The sequence below is a fragment of the Neobacillus sp. 114 genome (assembly GCF_030127045.1).
Classification (GTDB): domain Bacteria; phylum Bacillota; class Bacilli; order Bacillales; family Cytobacillaceae; genus Neobacillus; species Neobacillus rhizophilus.
On record NZ_CP126144.1, the window covers coordinates 4,345,769 to 4,368,305 of the forward strand.

Here is a 22,537-nt window from a genome sequence, read left to right on the forward strand (position 1 = left end):
CCATTTACGTTATGCTTTGCCCTTCCAGTTTCGGGAGAATCAGTTCAATATCGGAGTGTGGCCTTGGTATCACATGGACGGAAATAAGTTCTCCCACCTTGGACGCTGCGGCTGCCCCGGCTTCTGTAGCAGCCTTGACAGCACCAACATCACCGCGGACCAATACCGTTACAAGCCCGCCCCCGACCTGAACCTTCCCTACCAAACTAACATCCGCGGCTTTCACCATCGCATCCGCAGCCTCAACCGCTCCCACCAATCCCTTTGTTTCAATCATTCCTAATGCCGACGTTTCTCGTCCCATTTTTGGAACCTCCTTCATTTTTTTAACCATCTCTCCTAAAACATCTTATGTGGATACTGAGCTATTTTTTGAATTGTGTCCGCAAAGACTTCCGCTGCTGCTTTACAGGAGGATTGGCTTCCCGTCAGAAGCCCCCCGCCAAAGTTGGTTTCTGTCGGCGGGCCATAAAAAACGCAAATCCTTACGTCTGCAGCCTTCAACGCTGCATCCAGCCCCACCATCGCCTCAAGCGGAGGAGCAATTAAATACGCTAGTGATTCCCCCGTTTCAATCCCGGCTAAACTCGATAAAAACGAACCCGTTCGAGAAATGGTATGGGCAAAGTAGGCATGATTCCCAGCCTCGTCCACCGCATAAAAAGCCGGACCCTCATTGATCATCCTTACAGCTACCTCCAAGCCGCTCTTCACTTCAGATGGTGTAGCCCCTCCTAAAATTCCAATAAACTCTCCCGATAATGGACCTGAAGCATGTGCGGCCCCGGCATAAAAAGACTTTGCATATACGACTTCCACTGCGGCCATTTTCGTGGCCTCATCAATCGCAGTATAGCCGACATCATCACTCGTGCTGGTAACCAGCCCCAAACTTTTGACGTGGTCCGGAACCTTCAATGCCTCTCTTAATCCCTCATCAACATTTGGTATCAGCTGACTTGCCAAGGCTTGGGCAGGTAATCTTTGTAGCCTCATGAGTTCCACTCCCTATTAGCAAAAAGGGTGCCCTGATGGCAGTATGACACTTCATCTAAGGCACCGATGTCAATCTCTATTCAATTTGCTAGGTTACTACATCCTATTATTCTTAATTCAATTTATGCAAAAATTCCTAATTTAGAATTTCCTTGATCATTTGATATATAAAAAGACCTTCAAAAAAAGGAAATGAAAGGAATTAACAGAATAAATAGATTAGAGGGAATCATCCTTATCAAAATTTAAAAAAGGTGGTTTACAATGGTTAATGATTTTCGTTTTTCACATCGCCTGAAGGTCCGCTATTCTGAAATTGACGGTCAGAAGATTGTTTTTAACGCTCACTATATGACTTATATAGATGTTGCTGTTACTGAATATTTCCATGAGGGATTGAAGTTAGACTTTGAAGAGGCCGATTTTGATTTTGTTCTGGCAAAATCTACTTTGGAGTTTAAAAAGTCGGCAGAATTGAATGACTGGCTGAACATTTGGTGTAAAATGTCCAAGATAGGTAACACGAGTATGACCCTGAATTGCATGATTACTAGAGATGGTGAAACAGACCCAATTCTTTTAGCCGAAATTATTTACGTCAGCTATGATGCTAAAACAAAAACAACCCGGCCAGTGCCAGCTCTAGTTCGCAGTCGAATTGAAGAATTTGAGAACGGCTTATTGACCCCGTAATTATTGAGATAAATAACTAGTATGCACAAATAAAGGCGGCCGTCTTTTTAAGGGGCCGCCTTTTACTTCGTAATAATACTATTTTTTTAAAAAAATCCGATTCGGTGCAAGGAAATAAAGACATTGCTGGCCAACCGCTTCTCTAGTCAGTTCCTCCCATGCTCCCTTATAAAAGGCCAGCTGGCTGCTATAAAAGTCACGAAGTTTTTCATAATCCTCCTCGTGGACAGCCCGGTCTGTCTTATAATCGACAATGGTCCATTTGTTATTCCTTTTATAAATAAGGTCAATGACCCCTTTTACATAGAAAGGATGCTTGTCCTTTGGACCCGCGGTAATCTGTGAATAAAGCGGGTGACCTTTAACCACTTTAAAGGTAAATGGCACTTCCGTAAGAACCTCATCTGCCGTCCGCAGCTCGTCCCAAAGGGAAGAATTTTTAAATTGGTCTAAATAGGCCGTGACTTCCGTCTCTTTTTCTTCATCCAATCCATGTTTGCTTAACGCAATTTTTATATAATCCGCAACATCATAACCCTGGACCGCTTTTTCAAAAACATCATGAACAACCGTGCCCCATTCCTTGCCGCCTCCAGATTCTCGCTCAATCGTCAGTTCTGAATAATCCTTGTCCTTTGTTGGCGTCCAATGATCGTAGGTCTTCATTTTGCTTGGTTCAAGCCAAGCAAGCTTATTTGAGGTTTTTGCTTGGAATTCACTGAGGGTGATTTCCTTTGGTACAGATTTATTATCCCAGACATCTATTTCAGGAACCTCAAGCTCCTCGATCGCTTCCATCGCAAACAGAATATTCCATGGGTTTTTCTTGTTATTCCCGTTGGCACTGATTATCAAAGCTTTCTCCGCACGGGTGGCGGCCACATAAATTATCCGAAGTTCTTCCTCCGTAAGATACTTTAGCTCCTCCGCTTTATGAATCTCCCACTCCTTGGGAATCGCCGTCTCCCAGGACTGGTAGCCGTTATCCACCCTAAACATGAAGTACCCTTTTGAAGTCAGGTCCTCGCGTTTAATGTGCTTTGATAAAAACGATTCTGGGCTAACCGACTTGGCCGGATGGGCTAAAAAGACAATCGGTGCCTCAAGTCCCTTTGCCTTATGGACATTCATGAGGCGCACGGCATCTGCTTCTTCTTCCAAATTGGCGACAACCGATTTTTCAAAAATCATTTCGGTAAGGGTTTCTATCACCTGCTTATAGGTTGTCTTTCCTCCCGCCTCCTGTTTTCTCAAGGCCTCAAGCATTTGCAGCAGGCTTTTATAGGTTCGTTTGCCATGTTCATGCATTAATAGCAAGGGGTAGAAACCAACATCCTCGATCATTTTTTCAATTGCAGCTGTCGGCGGCAGGTTGCGAATCATTCGTTGATAATAATTTAGTTTCGAAATGGTTGTTTTAAATTTATCCTTAACGGTTGGTGCCAAATCTGCCGGAATATCGGTGTACAGCGAAAAGCGCCCCTTGGCCCGCTTCCATTGATACAATTCATCATCACTGATTCCAAAGAAAATCCCGCGGAGGACGGCAACAAAGCTTACCTCATCTGTCGGATCAAGGAAGGATTTTAAGAGAATCCATAGATCCTGAAACTCTCTCGTTTCACCAAGGATGACCTCGCCGCTGATGCTGACCGGAATGCCGGCATCCTCCAAAACTTTCGCATAAACAGCAACCCCGTCATTATATCTGGTCAGCACCATAAAATCCCGTGCCCGATGTCCTTGCCCGATAAGATTCCGAATCGAAAGCGCAATATTTTCTGCATCCTTATGGATAACTTCCTCTTTCTTAGAAAAATCTGCCGGGACCGTCAACCGCTTTACGCCGGAAAATTCGTTTCCCGAATCTACGTGATAAGAGATCAATGGACGGTATGCCGCTTGGTAATCGGTCTCTACTTCTGGCAGATGATGTTCAAAAACCGTATTTAATTCGGTTGTGACCGAATCTAAGGTACGGAAGTTCGTCGTCAGCTGCAGCACTTCCCCGCCATGCTCCTCAATTAATTGTTTGACACGGTTATAGGTGTCAATATCGGCCCGGCGGAAACGATAGATGGCCTGCTTTGGGTCCCCGACGACAAAGAGTGAGCCCGGTTTTGGCTTGCAGCTTGTCCAGTTTTTCTCATTCGGGTCCTCACTGGTTAAATAGAACATAATCTCTGCTTGCAGGGGATCGGTATCCTGAAATTCATCGACGAGCAGGTAACGGTACTTTCCTTGAAAATAACTGCGGACCTCAGCGTTTTCCTTCAGCAGCCTGGATGTATGCATCATTAGATCCTGAAAATTCAGCAAGGACCGTTCTTTTTTTAGCTGTTCGTATGTCTGAACCGCACCCTTTAGAAAGGCAATAATCTTAGGATGGCAATATTCCTTCCAGGCTTGAATCAGAGGCTTGATTTTCACCGCAAATTCTGATGAGATTTTCTCTTCATAAAATTTGGCATCTTCCTTGGACGGCCAGCGGTTATAGGTTGGCTTTAAATTCTTATCGAACAAAGTAAAAATACCAATGATATCCGTTTCCTTCGGAGAATCTAAAAACCTTTCCCGTTGCACGGCCATCAAAATTGCCTTTTGCAGGGTGTCATAGCCCCTTTCTGGCTCCTGTTCCGGCACGCTTTTCCGTGCTTCCCTTATGATATTCATAAATGTTTGGTAGTCCGCAAACATCTCTGGTTTTGGTACAGATTCTGCGACCCACTCTACATCAGAATATTCCTTAACATCCTTTAGCCATGGAAACAGGTTATCCGTTGAGATACCTAATCGTTCCATTTCTTCAAGCTGACCGGGGGCGTAATCCATCAAGTCTTGGAGATGTTTTTGCCAAGCTTCCTCCAAAACATCGGCATCATCCGACTCCTCAAGTTCCTTAAAGGTTAAGTCCAATTTTGCCTCAATAGGCCGCTCCCTTAGCAGCTTGGCGCAAAAGGAATGAACCGTGCCAAGAAAGCAGCGTTCTATATTTTTCACGGCCTCTCCGAAACGGAATTCCGCATCAAGGTCCGATTCCTTATTCCAAGCCTCTTCTAATTTAGCTTGAAAGCGGACCTTCAGCTCATCTGCAGCTTTCCTAGTAAAGGTAATGGCGACAATCTGGTGAATCTCAGCACTTCCGGTATATATAAGGTTGACCATCCGGTCCACAAGGCTCGTCGTTTTCCCTGAACCGGCGCCTGCTTCCACCAAGAAATTCGTTCCAAGTTCATGCTTTATTTTTTCGCGGGCAGCTTGGTCAAATATCACCTTAGTCATAGGCCCGCACCCCCTTTAACTTCTGGTTAGATTGTTTCATTTCAAGGGTATCTTGATTGTAAAAATGGCGGCGGCAGACAAGCTTAAATTCACAGTACTTGCAATCCTCTATGTCATCCGTCATTTCAAAATGTCCATGTTTAATTACATCAATTAATTTTTCCAAAATATCTAACCCATTGGTTCTGAGGGTGGCATCCTGTTTCCTGGTGAATCGCTCGGCCATCCCCTTTACGGTTGGAAAATAATATGAGCTTTCTTCCACGGCCCCCTCACCAAGCTGAAGATGCTGCTCAATCGCCAAGGCATAAATCATATGCTGAAGCTGACGGCCGCCTTTAAAGGCGCCATTTTTCTTATATCCGTAGGTGCTTCCTGTTTTGTAGTCAATGATGTGGTAGGTTCCGTCACTTGACCTATCCACACGGTCAATGATACCAGAAATCCTTAATTCTCCTGAAGGAAGCTTGATGACTGCAGGTTCTTTCCCGCCTATTCCAAAGGAATATTCAAAGTCAATCGCCTCATACTCTTCGCTATGGCGCTCCTCTTCCTTAAGAAAAATTTTGCAGCACTCCAGAATATCATTCATTTCCCTTAAAAAAATGCGTTCATTTGGCGGCGGCAACACTTCCTTTTGCTGCTCGACTAAACTAGTTGCTAAAGCAATGAGCTTGTCTAAATGAAGCGCATATGAAGGCTTAGCATTTTCCTTTTTTAACTGCTTATAAAAATTTTCAAAAATGCTGTGCAGAAGACTTCCCCTCAAGGCAGGATCGAGCCATTTGTTGGCATTAAACGAAATTTCCTCAATTGGCTTGACGCGCAGCACTTCTTTTAAGAAATAAGAATATGGACACTTGGCAAGCGTTTCAAGTTTTCCGGCGCTCATCTTTTTCTTCTGATTAAGGAGTGGGTCATCTTCGTTCGTGTCAATCTGAACAAGACCGTCAAATTCAGAAAAACCACTTGAATTCCGCCTGATTTCCGCCTCCACCCCGTGCTCTAAATTCGCAAAATGACCAAGAATTCCCTTAGTCAATTTGGCAGGCTGATTATCGGCTAATTTTTCATTCCAGTAATCTTTATCATCCAAAATATCGCCTGCAATGATGGAGGTTGGAAGTAATTTCAATGCTTTAAAGTCTGCAGTTTGATCTCCGGTCATAAGGCGATAACATTGCAGGACCACAAATGCTGGATTCATGACACGGTTATCATTGATATCAAAATGACAATAGCTGACTGTTACGGTTCCGGCAGATTGTGCCATTACCTGCAATAATGTATATAAATTGATCTGGCCCTTTTCGCTCCGCAGCGGCAGGCTGCTGCTTAGTTTTCTCCGTTCCAAATCTAAGAGCAGCGGGTCCTCACCGGCATTACCTGGAAACTTTTTATTATCGAGACCGACAAAAAACACGTTTTTGCGATTATTATAAATTCCTTTTTTATAGGAGGTTACATGAAGATGCCCCGGTTTCGATCGTGATTGCTGAACCCGAAGCGACAGCAGCAAGTCCTTCACCTTTTCAATTACGTCATATTTAGGCAAGGCTTCTTCTGCGAATGGAATAATTTTTTCAATCCCCTCAAGCAATGCAGTTTTGCTAATCTCATCCAAGCCTGAGCTGGTTTTGCTGAAATTTTTTAAAATATAAGCAATACCTGTTAAGCATTTTTTATAGTTAATTGTTAAATCAAAGGCCGGCAGCTTTTTGAAAATGGAAGAGAACCACTGCTTTAACCATGAAAATTCCTTTAATCGAGTTTCATAGTATGGGTCTTCAGAGTTTAAATTTTCAATTTCCGCCACTAGACACGCCCCATACCTCTCCTCTGACCAACCAATCTGTAAATCCCTTAAAATCCTGGCCATTCTTGTTTTTGACGGGGCCTCATCATCCAATTCGAGGAGCCCTTCATTTAACAAATCAAGAAATGCTTGCACACTATAATTCGACTGAATCCATTCCAGCAGACCTGAAACTAGACGGCCGGGACGGCTGAAGGAAATCGGCAGCCCTTCCCCGTAAGTAACCGGAATGTCTATTCGCTGGGACAAATGATAAAAAAGGGTAACATAGGAATCAGCGCTAGTATAGTAGATGACATTTTCATCAAGCGATGATTTGGACTTTTTTATCTGCTCCAGAATTTGTTTCACTTCCAGTTCTTCAGTTTTGGCGGTGAAAATATGCAAATCAGGCTTACCGCCTACCTGATCCTGTTGATAAAGATAGCTGAGTGGTGCGGGCTCACCCCAGCGAACAGAACTCAAGCTAGTCCGCTCAGGTAAATCGATGCCAAAAACGAGTGCCAGTGGAAGTTTAGCAGTGTTTTCAGGCAGAATTTTTTCAAGAAGTTGTTCTTCGAGTTGTGAAAGTTGTAAATTAGACTGCAGAATAAACAATTTCTTTTCATCAATTAGGGCATATTCCATTGCTTGAGTTAACAGGTCAGCTCTGTCGATGAGTGTATTCGCTTGCAAAAGCTCTTCATACCCTGCAAGTATTTCAGCCATGTCCGCGGCTTTGTCCGGTGCCACAAAGGCATTCGCGTTCAAATTCTCTTTGGTATAACCGGTAAGCCGCAATGTTTGAATGGCCGAGTAAATGGCATGGCTGAAGGACGGGGTAATCTCCATTCCTGAAAAATAATGGAGAGCCCCCTGTTCCTTTAATCTTTTAAGCAGTGTATACGTAATATGAACCCCAACCGTCTGGTCGAGCAATTCCGTAGGCTGGCCTGCATTCAATTCAACAATGCTCTTGGCCAGATCCAAAACAGTTCGATATTTAAGATTAACCGCCTGAAAGTCTTTTTTTATGAAGGCTTCGTTTATTTGTTCGCCAATTGTATGAGAATCGACAATGACAATTTTCTCGCGAAAGGGATCTCTCATACAAATTTCATTAAGTTCATTTACTAAAGATTCCATAAAAAAATCTCCTTGTATCAATTTACAATTAGTTACATTTTTATTATCTCACATTTCCTTCCAAATGGTTTACCATTTTTGGTAAAACTAAAAAGAGGCGGGCTTTAAGACCTTCCTCTATTCATAGGTTTGATTCATTTTTTGAATTTCCGCTTTTATTTCTTCCACTAAATCCCGAGGCTCAAGCACCTTTACATCACTTCCCCAGTTAAGCAGCCAGCGGACAAGACCTTCGCTTCTGTTTGCTTTTACCCTAAGCCAGCCAAAAGCTTCATCAATTTTTTTCATATCGGCACCAAGCCCAAAGTAATCGATCATGACATTCACCAAGGACTGTTTAAACTTCAGTGTAATCCACTGTTCTTTGCCAGCGTACATATTAAAGGATTTGTTAATGTAATCAGAGATATTGATATCAGCCTTAAGGAAAAAATCCTCCGTGCATTGGACGTTCCGCATCCGGTCTACCCTGAAATGGCGGAACTTCTCCTCACCGTTTAAGATCCCTATCAAATAGTAATAATCATTTTTCCAAATGAGTGCGTGCGGGCTGACCTCATAAAATTCACCATTGCGCTGGAGGACAAAATTTTTATCAATATCGAATTTACCATATTGAAACTTAATTTTTAAACTTTCATTAATTGCGATTTGAATTTGGTCAATTTCATACCGCAGCTGCTGGTAGGTACTGCGAATCGAACTTTCATAATGTGTCGGATTCGGAAGCTTGGCTGCAAGATGCTTGCTGGTCAGACCCTTCACCTTTTCTATCAACTGTTCTGCCTCTTTTTTTGTAATAAAACGTGCTGAAAGGATAGCGTTTATTAAAAGTCTCAATTCGTACTGCTCGAACCGCTTATTTTTATGACTGTAATATTTCTTCCCAGCTGCTCCCCTGGTAACAAAAATTTCGAAACGCTGGTTAGTTAAATCCTCGATGTCACGAAGAATGGCACGCTGTTCAAATTCAAAACCCGGTCCAAACTCCTGACGAAGTCTTTCAATTATTTCTCCCATTGAAAGCTCATTCGTTTCATCTGTTTCATTAAATAAAATTTCCCGCAACTTAAGCAGACGCTCTCCGCTTGGAGGCTTAGTCATCTAAAATCACCTTTCTTAAAAAAATTCCTTCTACCAGAATTCTACGTTAGTACTCATTTTACCTTCATGAAATATATTTTGGAAACTCGGACATAATAACCTCGATTAAACTTGAAAGGATGGGATGTTTGATGTCGTTAGAATGGTTTGACCGAGTTTGCAGTGAATTACAGGATCATCTTGAATCGATTTGTGAAGAATACGATCAAGCTGGCCACATGAAGATTGAGAGAGCTGCCAAGCATCCTAGGGTTGAGTTTTTTGTGGAGACCGCAGATGTTGATACTGAGGAACTAGACCGAGATTACTTTTGTACGCTGTTTTTTGACCCGCAAAACGAAGAATTTTATATTGACAGTTACGATGTTGACAGTGGTCATACTGCAAAAATCATTCTTTCAGACATTGAGGAGATTGTCGATGAGGTACATGAAAGTCTCCATGATTACATAAACGGCGAGGACCATTATACCGATGATGGGGTTTATCTTCAATCTGATGATGAATATTGTGAAGACGATGAAATTGAAATGGCGGATGATGACGAGGAGTATTTTGAAGGCGCACAAATAAACCGCGATGAAATTTTTGAAGAAATTGACGTTGAATGGTCCACCCCAGAGGTAACGGCCTTCAAGCATGAGGATGAAGTGGAAGTAACTTATCAGTTTGGCGTTGTTCAGGAAACCGGTGACGGTGTACTGAAGAGGGTCAACCGAATTTGGACGACCGAGGACGAGTTAATCAAGGATGAATCGCATTTTATTTTCAGTAAAGAAGAGGCGAGCACGATTATCGCGATGATTGCGAGCCATATGGATCAGTTAAGCGAATTTGATTTTTAAATAAGGAAAAGGGTGCTTTTTTAACGAGCACCCCTTTTTCATTCAACTGTATAATCAATCTGAATTAAATCCCATGGAGTAATAATGCCAAGCGGCTTTTCACCTGCATTTCCATTTTCCGTGATCACGACTGCTTCTAATTTATTCTTCTTTTTATGAGCCTTTTCAAAAATGTTTTCCACCTCGAATATATTAATCTCTTTTGAAATGAACTCTATTGACTGTTTCTTTTCAACCTTCATAATATCTGCAATCCGAACATCCGCCAGATTGACGATGCCGCTTTCCATATGCTCCGCCATCCATTTCATGATAGAGCCAGCGGTCAAAAGGCCGATGCACTTTTGATTTTTATAAATCGGAAACTTCGAATATCCATGCTGTTTAATGGCAGCAGTTACCTTTAAAATACTATCGTTTTCATCAAAGAAAACAACGTTCTTGGTTGCAATCGTAGGGGCGTAATTCGGCCTGCTTAAGATATTGGCGATTTTTTCGATATGATGGACCACTTTAGCATTGGGTTCTGCAATATAGAAGCCCACTGCCATCTTTTCGTGTACAATAGCATTCCGAAGTCTGGCATATTGCTCCAAATCCTTTTTAAAGGTTTCTATGACTTGATACTTTTTTGCTCCTACCTTCACTAATACAACAAATCTTTCATCATTGATCTGGACAATATCCCGAAGTGCATCATGGACCTGATTAAAGGCGACCTCGAAGCGCTCGGACAGAAGCTGATCCTGTTTATTTGCCGGTTTCATTGTTCTCTCCCATGTGAATGCTTTTTCTCTATTATACATTTTTTCATGGGTGGGAAATCAATTGAAAATACTTGTTAATAACTCCACCAAGCTTTATGTTAGATTTAACACAGTTGGAAAAATCTATTCCCTTTTCCATGTTTAGTGTAATATTGTTTGGATACTACATATTCTAAGGAGCCGATATGCGAACAATTACTCTATCAAATGGTCAAACAGTAGAAGTAGAATGTTTAAGCTGTGCCTTAACTAGCGGACTAATCCATCCGGATGGCGGGGTCATAATCGAAACAGACCATTTTCATGCCCATCAGGATGTCGCCTATCCCATTGAAGGCTTGGTTATCTTGGCTTCGAAGCGACATATTAAATGCTTTGATGAACTGACAGATACAGAAAAACACGATTATATTAATCTACTAACAAAAATCAGAAAAGCCCAAAGAGAAACGCTTGGTATTGAGTATGTTTATTACTTTTACAACGAGGACACTAGCCACCATTTTCACACCTGGCTTGTCCCCCGCTATGAATGGATGTATGATTTTGGCCGTTCGATAGAGTCCGTGAGACCGGTGCTGCTTCATGCCCGGAACAATATGATTGACGAAGAGAATAGACGAAAGGTATTTGCAGCGATTAAAGCATTAAAAAATGAATTAAATTAATATTTTCATGAAGCAAAATGATTTAAAATGAAATAAAAGACTTATAATAGGTGGGAGTTTAATTGGCTAATAAATATTGCCCAATTTGCGGGGAAGCTAACGGATGTATGTCAGGTGCAGGAGAACATGGAAATTGCTGGTGTGATGCCGAGAAATTTCCAAACGAAATCTTAGAATTAGTTCCTTCCGAAAGCATAAGAAGAGATTGCATTTGCAAAAAATGTTTAGATAAATTTCGGAAAGAGCAATTAAGCAGAAATACGATTAAGAAGTGATATTAAAGGGCAGTGAATCATTACAGTCACTGCCCATTTATTTTATTGGTTAGCCAATATTTTCACAAACTCATCTTCCAGTTTCTTTCCTTTTTCTTCATCCAGCAGATTGTTTAAAATGATTGAAAAAATTAATGTTTGACCGTTTTTTGTTGTTACATAGCCGGATAAAGAACTAACAGTGGAAAGAGTCCCAGTCTTTGCTTTTACCCTTCCTTGAACATCTGCGGTTTTCATCCGATAGCGAAGCGACCCGCCAGCCATTTTTTCAGGAACACCACTTACCGGTAATGAATTTTGATATGAAGAGAACCACGTTTCCTTTTGTACGACGAAAAGCAGTTTGGAAATTTCGTTTGCTGGAATTAAATCAACATGGGAGACGCCTGATCCGTCACGGATGACCATCGTTTTCGAATTTAACCCAAACTTCACCATTTCCAAATTCAAAACCTCAAGCCCCTTTTCCCAAGAGCCTTCACCGAGAACAACCTTTCCCATTTCCTTTACCAACATCTCAGCATGAACATTGTTGCTGAGCTTCATAAAGGGAACAAGTAGTTCTGACAATGGCATTGATTTGTGGGTAATAATTAGTATAGCATTGTCAGGTACTTTACCTGTCTTGATTTTCCCGGAAACTTTAATACCTTGTTCTTCTAATGATTGTTTAAAAAGCGCCAATGCATACCGCGTCGGTTCCCAAACGCCCACCCACTCTTTGACTGCTTTTGTTTTTATTGGGACAGTGCCTTCAATGGTTATCGTATTTTTTGCATGTTTCCGTTTGATGGTAATGTCTTTTTTATCATTTTCTCCAACCGTTACAGCATGATTGACTATTTTTACATAGCTGGTTTCCGGAGTAATTTTTACCTTCGGCTTTTCTCCTGCTTTGGAGCTTGGTGTCACGATAACTTCTACTGAACCTGAATCGTAGTCTGTAGTTGGTGATGCTGTCAGTGCTGAAATCTGTGCACCGTAATAAGTCGTTTCATCACTCCATGGCAGGTCAAGGGGGTATCGGACATCATCGAAGTGGGAATCATCACCTATTAGGTTTCCTTTTATCTTTGTGATACCATTCTTTCGTATTTCTTTAGCCAGGTTGTCAAAATTCTCTTTCATCAAGGTAGGGTCACCTTTTCCCTTTATATAAAGGTTCCCAGCAAGTGTTTTCTTTTTTACGGAACCATCAATATGTATTTCGGTTGGGAAGGTATAGTCTTCTCCTAAAACTTTCAGAGCTGCTGCTGCTGTAAGTAGCTTCATATTGGAGGCAGGTCGGAGCCGCACATCTCCATTATATTCATAAATCATCTTCCCATCTTCTGCTGACCGGATACTAATTCCGGCAATTGCCCCTTGCATCGTAAGGGAACTGCTCAATAGCTCATTAATCTGACTTTCTATTACTACAGACCTCCTTTCCGCAATAACCCTATCTTGCGCTATGTAATTAATAGTGGAAAATAAAATTATGAAGGAAAAAAGAATTCTTTCGAACAATAAATTTCCATCCTTTCTTTTTTCCTTAGAGTTTGTCCAAAACCTCCAAAAAATAGATGTACAGGCAAACTGGACAAAACTATTAAGTTTTTATAATAGCTATATGATCCCTTATATAAGCCCAATTTTGTGGAAATGGGAGGGTGATTTGCCAAAATGTCGTTCCAGCTAATTGATAAATATCAAGCAATCGATACTTTTCAATCAAGCTCCTGATATCTTCAAACCAGACAATACGTTCTTCCACACCACGCCAATAGCGGTACCAGGGCGATTTCGCAAAAAGGTCAATTTGAATGGGGGAACCAGTTGAAATTGCCCGATTTTGGGCCGCAAGAACTGACATAGCTTTTGTGGCATTCGTCCTTACTGCTTTATCATATCCATACAATGCAATAGCCATTTGCAATTTTCGTGGGGGTATTTGGGTGATGGAATACTGAATGACCTGCTCCAACCATGTTATAGGGGCAATAGGATCCGGCGGTCCGCCGGGATATCCGTAATCAATTGTCATGACTGCTACCATATCGGCCACCCGTCCGATTGCCGCATAGTCATAAGCACCAATAATCCTATTGGTAGGGATATCCTCTGTTTTTGCATGAACATTCACGTGTAAAACAAGGTCCCCTAATCCCCTTTTTAATTCGGTTAAAAATGAAATAAAATCTCTCCTTCTTTCCGGAGGAATAAATTCAAAATCAATGCTCACTCCTCCATATCCCCGCTGCCTCGCAAGGTTGAGAATGCTGGCTACCAAATTTCTCCGAAATTGTTGGTTTTCGAGGATCCTTCCCGCAAGATCGGGACTAAAGCCGGCACTTGTAAAATTTCGGATCATTAATAACGGTTTTATGTTTAATTGTTTACTTCTGGCTACTAGTGCTGCATCCTCTAATTCCCTATATGCAAATCCTTCGTCAGTAAAGGAATAAGCAACAATAGCAAGGTAACTAAGCTGACCGGCAACCGAGTTTAAGGCAGTTAAATTAGCACTTTCAGAAGAAGGAACTATAAATCCGAGCGCAGCCATTTGTAATTTAAGCGGAGAAGGAATGTGAATAATTTGACCGATACGAAGTTGGTTGGGGTGGATGCCTGGGTTTGCAGCTAAAATAGAGGCAGGGTCCGTATGAAATTGAAAAGCCAAATTCCCAATTTGGTCACCCGCTTTAATTCGATAGAATCTAATATGAGGAAGGTTATCTGGCAGGTAGAGGGCTAGGCCTGGAACAACGACGGATGCGGATACCAGCCCATTAAGATTGAGAATGGATTCAATTGGAACATTATACTTGTTTGAAATTGCCCATAAATCTTCCCCGGTTTGAACCACATGAACAGTCATAAATCCCCCTCCTTTCTAACATCATATGGGCAATTTAGCTTAAAATACTAATATCGGCAAAATAAACGCCCTATTTTTAATGCTAACATCCTTTCTTGCCTCTTCCTCCTAGGGCAAATAAAAAAGGCCCCAAACCAGGCCTTTAAAATTAAAACTCATCCTCATCATGCCAATATTTTTTAAACCGCGCACGGTAACAGGCATCACAGGTTGGAAATGGATGGTCCCAGGCAAGTCTTTTGCCGCAATTCTTGCACTTTTTCACAAATTTCTTGATGTCAGTTTTCAACCTTTCCTGGACCTTGTCACTGATTTCTTCACGCAGACGTTCCCAATAGCTAGCTTCGGTCCGCTCACCCAACCGGTATAAAAATAACAAATGCAGACCGATTGCCTTATAGCTTAATTCCAGTTCCTCCAGACTGCCTTCCTTTACAATTGGTTCCGGAAGCTCCCTTCCCTGAACAATTGCATACATTGTATCTTCCCACTGCTTCACAAGCGCTTGTTCATTTTTGGAAAAGGGCAGATGCAAAAAGCTGTACAAGTCTGTCAGTGTCAATCGCGCTTCGATTTCACTCCCGGCAATTTTTCTGTATAGTGACCGCTCCTCTGACAAGGAAGCCTTCTTTGTCCCTTTTGGGCTTTCAAATTTTTCCCACAGTGCAAAGAATGTATCCAAATCATGATAATAGCGTTGGAAACGTTCAAATACTGACGACGTGGGAGCGATAGCAAACGTCTGGACCGGCCGATCCTCCTGCAAGAGTAAATTCTTCATTTTTTTAATATCATTAGTAAAGGCCACCTTACCGACATCATAAATCCCCTTTCGTCCGGCACGGCCCGCTATTTGCTTCACTTCCTGAGAATTTAAAAGCCTTCTTCTCGTTCCATCAAATTTTTCATTTTCGAGAAAAACAATCCGTCGAATCGGCAGGTTCAAGCCCATCCCGATGGCATCCGTCGCGACAATCACCTTTGTTTTTCCTTCATTAAAAAGGTGAATTTGCTTCTTGCGTGTTTCCGGTGGCATGCTGCCATATATCATGCTGACTGAATGGCCGTCATTTTGCAGCCGAGATGCCATTTCCAATACCCGTCTTCTTGAAAAACAAATAAGGGCATCCCCTTTTTTAATATGTTTAATATGGAATTCCTTCGATTCCACCTCAAGAGGGGTATCGCGGCTATATTCATTAATCGTGATATCGGAATCACCTAAAAGCTCAAGCAGCATTTCCTTCGAATTGCGGCTGCCAATAATATGGACTTCCTCCGCATTTGCTTTGGTGATGGCCTTATACCAAGAAAAGCCTCGGTCCTTATCGGTTATCATCTGAGCTTCATCAATCACGACGACTTCGTAATATTCCTTTTCATGAAACATTTCAACCGTACAGGAAATATGGCCAGCTCCAAGGACAACCTTCTCTTCTTCTCCTGTTTTCAGATTACACGGTGTGCCTTCAGCATTTAATTTATCAAATACCTCAAGTGCCAAAAGTCTTAATGGTGCTAAATACAAGCCGCTCTCAGCATGCTTTATCCTCTCTAAGGCATGATGTGTTTTGCCTGTGTTAGTATCGCCAATATGCAGGACATAGCGGATGTGACGTAAGTTAAGGGAAGGGTCATATTCCGTACCGAAAATATCCCTCATAATCCGTTCTTCCTCGGACCTTTTCCGCTCCAGCTCTGCCAATTCTTCTGCCCGTTTTCGTTCTCTTTCCTCTAAATCTTGATCAAGCAGCTTCCGGTGAACTTCTTCATCAAATGGGATATCAACAAGCTTCAATAAGTCGGCAACGTATTCTTCTTGGATGTCCTCTAAATAATAACCAATTACATCATAAATCACATTAATCATACATTCTTTAACGAATGCTGCTGTGAGCGGCTTAGTAAAAGTCTCATTAAACCTATCTTTCAAATCCTTAGGCAATTCCTGTAATACTTTATTAGGCAGTAATTCTGAAAGATAATCCGAAATCAAGCTTTCATATACATAGTAGTATGTCTCGTATTCAAAATAGCTTCGCCCCCACTCGTGAGGAGGTTTATGGATATCACCGGTCAATTCTTCGAAAAAATCAGCAACTGTTTGATATGAAAACGAATCAAACGAACCTTCTGAGACTAACTTCTCCTCCAGAGCCACAGGATCTATAGACTGAAATTTTGTACTCGATTCAAAATCAGCTGCTAATTGTTTCGCTGTGAATTGACGTATATATAAGTAGACACGTGTGTATTGTTCTTCGATGATGGCAGCTGCTTCGTCTTCTATTTCTTCACGAAATTCTGCTTTTTCTTCTTCAAGCAGCCTTTCTTGCTCCCTAATAAAGAAGTTTTCTTTTGCCTGCTCAAAGCGGGTTTGCCAATCCTCATCATGTTCTTTAAAGTTTTCTATAACCCAAGTAAGCGTATCGAAAGGTTGATACGTCCTCATTTCATCACGGAACAGCTTATTAATCAGCTTCCGGTCAACACCCTGCACCTCATAATCTCTTTCACTCAAAAATTGCTTCTTTTCATTTTTCGAGACATCGTTCGTTACTTTGTTTAGCCACACATTGATCCAAATTTGTCCAATGTACTGGCCTCTGTCTGCCAAGTATTGCTCAAAAGAAGGCAGGGTTTCACTGTATTCAAAATAACGTTCCATATCCTGCAATACTTTTTGTTTCGTATGTTCAATTGCTTGAGGGTAAATAGCTTCGAGCTTGCTCATATAAATCCCTTCTTTAATATAGATATTTTCTTTCTTTTTGCAAAAATGTTATGTATAATGTTCAGTAAGAAGTGCATATAGTAAAAAAGACCGAGCATGACGACAGGTACTCGCTCGGCCATGCAATAGCTGGTTCCCATCAAGGGGATTCGGCAAAAGAAGGGCAAAAATCCACCGCTTATGCTTGCCGGCTCAAGGGTGGATTATTTTTTTTGGTGAAAAGACAGAATTGTGATAATCAGGCTGGCAAACGAGACAGCTAACATCAAGGCCTGAAATACTGTCAAACAGCATCACCCCCTTTCATTCGGAGATGTGCCGTCCACCCTTGAGAAGTCCTATTCTATTGCAATTTAGATTATACCATTAAAAACCAAAACGAACAAGCGTTCCCTAAATATTATGTAACTCGCAATACTTATCCACTAATTCTTCAATTTGGTCCAATTCCGGAAAATTCCCGGCAAACTGAAATTGGATTTCTTCAATAAACTCATCCCTATTGTAGACGTGAATCGCCCCATTTTGCTGGATTACACTATATTCTGGTACAAACCTAAAGCCGCTTCGTTCAATTGCCCCCATTTTTATAGCCCCTTTAAAGTTTTTTCATAGTATTTGCAAAAACTATATCTCTAAACCCTTTTAAAAAAGCAAGTTTCCTTTTAAAGGATTGTATTTCATAACGGCAGATGACAAAAAAAGAACGGCACCATAAAAAGTGCCGCGCTCTCAATCAACTTATGCAGTTGTATAAACTTCCTCCCGATTTGCTTCATGGCGAATGGTGGCCTGGGCAGCAGCCAAACGTGCTAAAGGCACCCGGTATGGCGAGCAGCTGACATAATCCAAACCAGTCCGGTAACAGAAATCAATTGAGCTTTTCTCTCCGCCATGTTCCCCACAAATGCCTGTTTTTAAGGAAGGTTTTGTTGCACGGCCAAGCTTAACGCCAGTTTCCACAAGCTTGCCAACACCATCCTGGTCAAGAACAGCAAATGGATTCTCTGGCAGTACCTTGTTTTCAATGTATGCCTGCAGGAATTTCCCTTCTGCATCATCACGGCTGTAGCCGAACGTTGTTTGCGTTAAATCATTGGTTCCGAAGGAGAAGAAATCAGCCTCCTCGGCGATTTGGTCTGCAGTAAGCGCAGCACGTGGAATCTCAATCATTGTGCCGATTGTGTAGTTAAAGGCCTTACCCGTTTCTTCCTGAACACGTACAGCAGCATCGACAACCAACTGACGCATTTGCTTCAATTCATTGACGTGACCAACAAGTGGAATCATGATTTCAGGCTGGACTACCAAGCCCTTTTCCGCTACTCTAGCAGCAGCGTAGAAAATCGCCTTTGCCTGCATATCATAAATTTCCGGATGTATCATCCCAAGACGGCAGCCGCGGTGGCCCAACATTGGATTGAACTCATCCAACTGGCGAACCTTTTTCAGAAGCAGTTCTTTTTGCTTTAACTCTTCAGAATCCGGATTGAGAATTTGTAACTTTGTTACTTCTACTAAAAGTTCTTCTTTATTCGGTAAGAATTCATGAAGCGGCGGATCTAACAAACGAATCGTTACTGGTAAACCTTGCATTGCTTCGAAAATCCCTTCAAAGTCACCTTGCTGCATCGGCAAAAGTTCTTCAAGTGCTTCCATTCTCTCGCTATAGGTTTCTGCTAAAATCATTTTTTGAACGATTGGAATCCTCTTTAAATCCATAAACATATGCTCTGTCCGGCACAATCCAATACCACCGGCACCGAATTCAAATGATTTCTTGGCATCCTCGGGATTATCGGCATTGGCACGGACACCTATTTTGCGTTCTTGGTCTGCCCAAGCAAGAAGCTGCTGGAACTCTTCAGATAATTCAGGGTCGATCATTGGGATTTCACCAAGCATAATTTCACCTGTTGAACCATCAACCGTGATAATATCGCCATGTTTAACAACCGTGGCACCCACCATGAATTGTTTTGCTTTCATGTCAATCTTTAAGGCTTCACATCCGCAAATACAAGCTTTCCCCATACCACGAGCAACCACGGCAGCGTGGCTTGTCATTCCACCGCGGCTAGTTAAAATAGCTTGTGCTGCAACCATACCGTGGATGTCATCTGGAGTGGTTTCAGGAGAAACAAGGATAACTTTTTTACCTTCATTTCCTAATTGCTCCGCTTCATCGGCATCAAAAACAACCCGGCCGGTTGCAGCGCCTGGTGATGCCGGCAAGCCTTTAGCTAATATTCTTCTTTCAGCTTTGTCATCGATTCGGCGGTGCAGCAGTTGGTTTAATTGGTCAGGATCAACACGAAGCAGCGCTGTCTTTTTATCGATAATTTCTTCCTCCACCATCTCAACTGCTATGCGGATAGCTGCTTGGGCGGTACGTTTTCCGTTCCGTGTTTGAAGGATGAACAGCTTCCCGCGTTCCACTGTGAATTCAATGTCCTGCATTTCCTTGTAATGCTGCTCAAGGCGATGGCATGTATCCGAAAACTGCTGGTAAACGTCTGGCATTTCGTCCTTAAGGGTGGCAATTGGCTGCGGTGTGCGGATACCGGCAACAACGTCTTCCCCTTGGGCGTTAATTAGGTATTCTCCGTATAGAACTGGCTCCCCAGTAGATGGATTTCTTGTAAAAGCTACACCTGTTCCGGAATCATTACCCATGTTCCCGAACACCATACTTTGAATATTTACAGCTGTACCCAGATGATCAGGAATTTTATTTAAGCGGCGGTAAACAATCGCCCGTTGATTATTCCAAGAATTGAATACAGCATTGATGGCAAGGAAAAGCTGCTCTTTCGGATTTTGCGGGAAGTCCTTACGCGTATGCTTTTTGACAATTTCCTTATAACCAACAATGACTTCCTTCCAGTCTTCAGCAGTCATTTCAGGGTCAGAGGAATACCCCTTATGTTCGCGTGTCTCTTCTAAATATTGTTCAAAATAATAAGTATCAATTTCAAGAACCACGTTGCTGAACATTTGAATGAAACGGCGATAAGAGTCGTAAGCAAATCGTGGATTATTCGTTAATGCAGCCAAACCCACAACAGTTTCGTCATTCATCCCCAGATTTAAAATGGTATCCATCATCCCAGGCATAGAAAAAACTGAACCGGATCGAACAGAAACAAGTAAAGGATTCTGCGGGTCACCGAGTTTTTTGTCCATTTTTTCTTCCAAAAGTCTTAACGCCTCTAATGTCTGTGATTCTACTAAAGCTGGAATGGTTTTATTAGATTCATAGTAAGCATTGCAAGCTTTTGTTGTAAGGGTAAAACCATAAGGAACCGGCAGGCCGATTCTTGTCATTTCTGCTAGATTCGCTCCCTTTCCCCCAAGTAAATCCCGCATATTGCCATGGCCTTCATGAAATAAATAAACGAATTTCCCCATAATTTTATAAGCTCCTCTCTTTTTTCAACACGTCTAAAATTAAACCTGCAGTTTCTTCAATCGCTTTATTCGAAACATTTATAATAGGACAGCCTACGCGTTTCATGATTTTTTCGGCATAATCTAGTTCGTCAAGAATTCTCTGGAAGCTGGCATAATTCGCCTTTGAGCCCAGCCCAAGTGCTTTTAGGCGCTCAGTCCGAATTTCGTTTAATTTATCTGGTGAAATAATTAAACCAATACAATTTTTTCTCGGTATTTTAAAAAGTTCATCTGGCGGAGGCACTTCTGGAACCAACGGGACATTGGCCACTTTAAAACGCTTATGGGCAAGGTACATGGACAGCGGCGTTTTTGAAGTCCGGGACACACCGATTAAAACAATATCGGCCTTCATAATTCCTCTTGGGTCCCGTCCATCATCATATTTCACGGCAAATTCAATCGCCTCGATTTTGCGGAAATATTCTTCGTCTAATTTTCTCATTAGGCCAGGCTGGCGGTGGGGCTGTTTATTAAACCTTGTTGCAAATGCATTCATTAATGGGTTGAGGAGGTCCACTGCCATTATCCCCTCTTCCATGGCACGCTTATCTAAATAATCTTTTAATTCCGGAATGACGATGGTATAGGCAATGATGGAATGGTCCTTTCTTGCCAAAATAATCACATCTTCAATGTCTTCAATGTCCTCTACATATGAGTTTCGGCGAATTTCTACCTGTCCACCATTAAACTGTGTTGCCACCGCTTTTACAACGAGCTCAGCTGTTTCACCAACCGAGTCAGATACTACGTAGACAACTTCCTTTTGTACCAAAATCGCAGCAACTCCCCTTAATCTATTTTTCTTCCATAAATTCTAAATAGGCCCTTGTTATTGTCGTCTTGGTAATTCTCCCTAACAACAAATATGTATTATTTTTATGATCGACTTCCTTTACTACCGGTAAGGAGTCAATATGAAAATTAATCATTTTTTTGGCCGCTTCGAGCAAGGTTTCCTCTGAATTAATCGTGATAATATTAGGCATTCTTGTCATAATGACACTTACGGGCAATTCTTGCAGATTTTTGTTCCCAAGTGCAGCCCTGAGCAAATCCTTTCGGGAAATCACTCCTGCTAAGTTTCCTTCTGTATCCACCGCATAAAGTGTTCCAACATCCTCGAGGAACAACTGAACAATCGCATTATAAACAGAAGTTGATTTTTCAACCACGATTGGATGAGCCTTAAAATCGGATACCTTTTGCTGAATAAACTTCTTCGCCTGACGTTTTACCTCTAATTTGTCATTAAAAAAATACCCTACACGCGGTCTGGCATCCAGACTGCCGGACATGGTCAAGATTGCAAGGTCCGGTCTTAATGCCGCTCTAGTAACAGAGAGTTTCTCTGCAATTTCTTTACCGGTTATCGGGCCATTTTCCTTTACAATCTGCAGAATTTCATCCTGACGCTTGGTGAGTTTAATCATTAGCACCACCTTATTCACAATAAATATGTTATATATATTTAAATGTGCTATACTTATTTGTATATAGTATAGTACATTTAAACAAATTCGGAAACAATAATTTTGCAAATTGATTAACTTTTTAATAAAAAACCCCACCGGCAATCGGCGGGATTCAGAATCACTTTTGACAATTAGGGCAATAAAGGGTTTTTCTCGACGAGATTGTTTCCATAACAATCGTAACCCTGCATCTCTTACACTTCTGTCCTTCAAGTTCAGGCATATTTATTTCCTCTAAAACCTCTTTTCCTTAATGCTTTCCAAAACGTCTAAACTCAAATAAAAAACCGAGTCATTTTGAACTCGGTTTTTGACTGCTATTTATTGTAATGGGCCTAAATGGACTTGAACCATCGACCTCACGCTTATCAGGCGTGCGCTCTAACCAGCTGAGCTATAGGCCCATAATAAAAAGTAATTATCAAAGACGAATTACATTAT

19 protein-coding genes and 1 tRNA gene are annotated in these 22,537 nt (G+C 41.7%); 4 read left to right on the forward strand and 16 right to left on the reverse strand.

The genetic code is table 11. The features are described 5' to 3' along the window. Positions 1-4: 4 nt before the first annotated feature. Both QNN06_RS21060 and eutL read right to left on the reverse strand, forming a co-directional pair. Entirely contained in the window at positions 5-304 is a 300-nt protein-coding gene (locus QNN06_RS21060; protein WP_213121010.1) for a BMC domain-containing protein, read from the reverse strand. A gap of 35 nt (positions 305-339) precedes the next feature. Next, complete coding sequence (gene eutL / locus QNN06_RS21065) at positions 340-996, reverse strand: ethanolamine utilization microcompartment protein EutL (RefSeq protein ID WP_213121009.1); 657 nt, start codon at positions 994-996, stop codon at positions 340-342. Positions 997-1,260: 264 nt separating this feature from the next. Here eutL and QNN06_RS21070 point away from each other — a divergent pair, with 264 nt between their 5' ends. Then, positions 1,261-1,689: an acyl-CoA thioesterase gene (locus QNN06_RS21070; protein WP_213121008.1), complete on the forward strand. Its 429-nt coding sequence runs from the start codon at positions 1,261-1,263 to the stop codon at positions 1,687-1,689. A gap of 78 nt (positions 1,690-1,767) precedes the next feature. Here the strand turns inward: QNN06_RS21070 and QNN06_RS21075 are convergent, their stop codons facing one another. The 3 genes from QNN06_RS21075 to QNN06_RS21085 all read right to left on the reverse strand — a co-directional run bounded on the left by QNN06_RS21075 (position 1,768) and on the right by QNN06_RS21085 (position 9,016). Next, the gene (locus QNN06_RS21075) at positions 1,768-4,971 is read right to left on the reverse strand and encodes a UvrD-helicase domain-containing protein (RefSeq protein WP_284035908.1); all 3,204 of its coding nucleotides are present in this window, start codon (positions 4,969-4,971) and stop codon (positions 1,768-1,770) included. Further along, a complete protein-coding gene (locus QNN06_RS21080) occupies positions 4,964-7,912 on the reverse strand; it encodes a PD-(D/E)XK nuclease family protein (RefSeq protein ID WP_284035909.1) in 2,949 nt (982 codons plus the stop codon). The genes QNN06_RS21075 and QNN06_RS21080 overlap by 8 nt, the downstream gene beginning before the upstream one ends. Before the next feature lie 117 nt (positions 7,913-8,029). After that, the gene (locus QNN06_RS21085; protein ID WP_217037380.1) at positions 8,030-9,016 is read right to left on the reverse strand and encodes a helix-turn-helix transcriptional regulator; all 987 of its coding nucleotides are present in this window, start codon (positions 9,014-9,016) and stop codon (positions 8,030-8,032) included. Between the two features lie 131 nt (positions 9,017-9,147). Here QNN06_RS21085 and QNN06_RS21090 point away from each other — a divergent pair, with 131 nt between their 5' ends. Then, positions 9,148-9,861, forward strand: a complete 714-nt coding sequence (locus QNN06_RS21090; protein ID WP_213121004.1) for a hypothetical protein — start codon at positions 9,148-9,150, stop codon at positions 9,859-9,861. 38 nt (positions 9,862-9,899) lie between these two features. On the opposite strand, the gene QNN06_RS21095 is transcribed toward QNN06_RS21090, so the two are convergent. Continuing rightward, entirely contained in the window at positions 9,900-10,628 is a 729-nt protein-coding gene (locus QNN06_RS21095; RefSeq protein WP_284035910.1) for a CBS domain-containing protein, read from the reverse strand. 185 nt (positions 10,629-10,813) lie between these two features. Here QNN06_RS21095 and QNN06_RS21100 point away from each other — a divergent pair, with 185 nt between their 5' ends. Beyond that, positions 10,814-11,296: an HIT family protein gene (locus tag QNN06_RS21100; protein WP_213121002.1), complete on the forward strand. Its 483-nt coding sequence runs from the start codon at positions 10,814-10,816 to the stop codon at positions 11,294-11,296. Between the two features lie 62 nt (positions 11,297-11,358). Next, positions 11,359-11,571, forward strand: coding sequence for a cysteine-rich CWC family protein (locus tag QNN06_RS21105; protein ID WP_213121001.1), 213 nt, complete (start codon positions 11,359-11,361; stop codon positions 11,569-11,571). Positions 11,572-11,613: 42 nt separating this feature from the next. On the opposite strand, the gene dacB is transcribed toward QNN06_RS21105, so the two are convergent. From dacB to QNN06_RS21150, 10 genes are all read right to left on the reverse strand, one after another. Then, positions 11,614-13,080: a D-alanyl-D-alanine carboxypeptidase/D-alanyl-D-alanine endopeptidase gene (dacB, locus tag QNN06_RS21110; RefSeq protein ID WP_213121000.1), complete on the reverse strand. Its 1,467-nt coding sequence runs from the start codon at positions 13,078-13,080 to the stop codon at positions 11,614-11,616. Between the two features lie 82 nt (positions 13,081-13,162). Beyond that, positions 13,163-14,431 (reverse strand): glycosyl hydrolase family 18 protein, encoded by a 1,269-nt coding sequence (locus QNN06_RS21115; RefSeq protein WP_213120999.1) that lies wholly within the window; start codon positions 14,429-14,431, stop codon positions 13,163-13,165. Between the two features lie 148 nt (positions 14,432-14,579). Then, a complete protein-coding gene (locus QNN06_RS21120) occupies positions 14,580-17,165 on the reverse strand; it encodes a DEAD/DEAH box helicase (protein WP_284035911.1) in 2,586 nt (861 codons plus the stop codon). 203 nt (positions 17,166-17,368) lie between these two features. Continuing rightward, positions 17,369-17,452 carry a putative holin-like toxin gene (locus QNN06_RS31460; RefSeq protein WP_372447649.1) on the reverse strand — a complete coding sequence of 28 codons (84 nt, stop codon included), beginning with the start codon at positions 17,450-17,452 and terminating at the stop codon, positions 17,369-17,371. 106 nt (positions 17,453-17,558) lie between these two features. Continuing rightward, positions 17,559-17,750, reverse strand: coding sequence for a YbxH family protein (locus QNN06_RS21125; protein WP_213120997.1), 192 nt, complete (start codon positions 17,748-17,750; stop codon positions 17,559-17,561). A 156-nt stretch (positions 17,751-17,906) separates the two neighbouring features. Next, complete coding sequence (ppdK, locus tag QNN06_RS21130) at positions 17,907-20,576, reverse strand: pyruvate, phosphate dikinase (protein ID WP_213120996.1); 2,670 nt, start codon at positions 20,574-20,576, stop codon at positions 17,907-17,909. A 4-nt stretch (positions 20,577-20,580) separates the two neighbouring features. Further along, positions 20,581-21,396 carry a pyruvate, water dikinase regulatory protein gene (locus tag QNN06_RS21135; RefSeq protein ID WP_213120995.1) on the reverse strand — a complete coding sequence of 272 codons (816 nt, stop codon included), beginning with the start codon at positions 21,394-21,396 and terminating at the stop codon, positions 20,581-20,583. 22 nt (positions 21,397-21,418) lie between these two features. Then, complete coding sequence (gene ccpN, locus QNN06_RS21140) at positions 21,419-22,054, reverse strand: transcriptional regulator CcpN (protein ID WP_213120994.1); 636 nt, start codon at positions 22,052-22,054, stop codon at positions 21,419-21,421. A gap of 160 nt (positions 22,055-22,214) precedes the next feature. After that, positions 22,215-22,319 (reverse strand): zinc finger domain-containing protein, encoded by a 105-nt coding sequence (locus tag QNN06_RS21145; protein WP_213120993.1) that lies wholly within the window; start codon positions 22,317-22,319, stop codon positions 22,215-22,217. 107 nt (positions 22,320-22,426) lie between these two features. Then, positions 22,427-22,500 (reverse strand) — tRNA-Ile (locus QNN06_RS21150). Positions 22,501-22,537: the final 37 nt, after the last annotated feature.

Excerpts from the sequence above, each read along its gene's own strand:
- QNN06_RS21095 (WP_284035910.1), bottom strand. The coding sequence starts at position 10,628 with ATGAAACCGGCAAATAAACAGGATCAGCTTCTGTCCGAGCGCTTCGAG.
- QNN06_RS21080 (WP_284035909.1), bottom strand. The coding sequence starts at position 7,912 with ATGGAATCTTTAGTAAATGAACTTAATGAAATTTGTATGAGAGATCCC.
- ccpN (WP_213120994.1), bottom strand. The coding sequence starts at position 22,054 with ATGATTAAACTCACCAAGCGTCAGGATGAAATTCTGCAGATTGTAAAG.
- QNN06_RS21125 (WP_213120997.1), bottom strand. The coding sequence starts at position 17,750 with ATGGGGGCAATTGAACGAAGCGGCTTTAGGTTTGTACCAGAATATAGT.
- QNN06_RS21115 (WP_213120999.1), bottom strand. The coding sequence starts at position 14,431 with ATGACTGTTCATGTGGTTCAAACCGGGGAAGATTTATGGGCAATTTCA.
- QNN06_RS21090 (WP_213121004.1), top strand. The coding sequence starts at position 9,148 with ATGTCGTTAGAATGGTTTGACCGAGTTTGCAGTGAATTACAGGATCAT.
- QNN06_RS21120 (WP_284035911.1), bottom strand. The coding sequence starts at position 17,165 with ATGAGCAAGCTCGAAGCTATTTACCCTCAAGCAATTGAACATACGAAA.
- eutL (WP_213121009.1), bottom strand. The coding sequence starts at position 996 with ATGAGGCTACAAAGATTACCTGCCCAAGCCTTGGCAAGTCAGCTGATA.
- QNN06_RS21070 (WP_213121008.1), top strand. The coding sequence starts at position 1,261 with ATGGTTAATGATTTTCGTTTTTCACATCGCCTGAAGGTCCGCTATTCT.
- QNN06_RS21075 (WP_284035908.1), bottom strand. The coding sequence starts at position 4,971 with ATGACTAAGGTGATATTTGACCAAGCTGCCCGCGAAAAAATAAAGCAT.
- QNN06_RS21100 (WP_213121002.1), top strand. The coding sequence starts at position 10,814 with ATGCGAACAATTACTCTATCAAATGGTCAAACAGTAGAAGTAGAATGT.
- QNN06_RS21085 (WP_217037380.1), bottom strand. The coding sequence starts at position 9,016 with ATGACTAAGCCTCCAAGCGGAGAGCGTCTGCTTAAGTTGCGGGAAATT.
- QNN06_RS21145 (WP_213120993.1), bottom strand. The coding sequence starts at position 22,319 with ATGCCTGAACTTGAAGGACAGAAGTGTAAGAGATGCAGGGTTACGATT.
- QNN06_RS21060 (WP_213121010.1), bottom strand. The coding sequence starts at position 304 with ATGGGACGAGAAACGTCGGCATTAGGAATGATTGAAACAAAGGGATTG.
- ppdK (WP_213120996.1), bottom strand. The coding sequence starts at position 20,576 with ATGGGGAAATTCGTTTATTTATTTCATGAAGGCCATGGCAATATGCGG.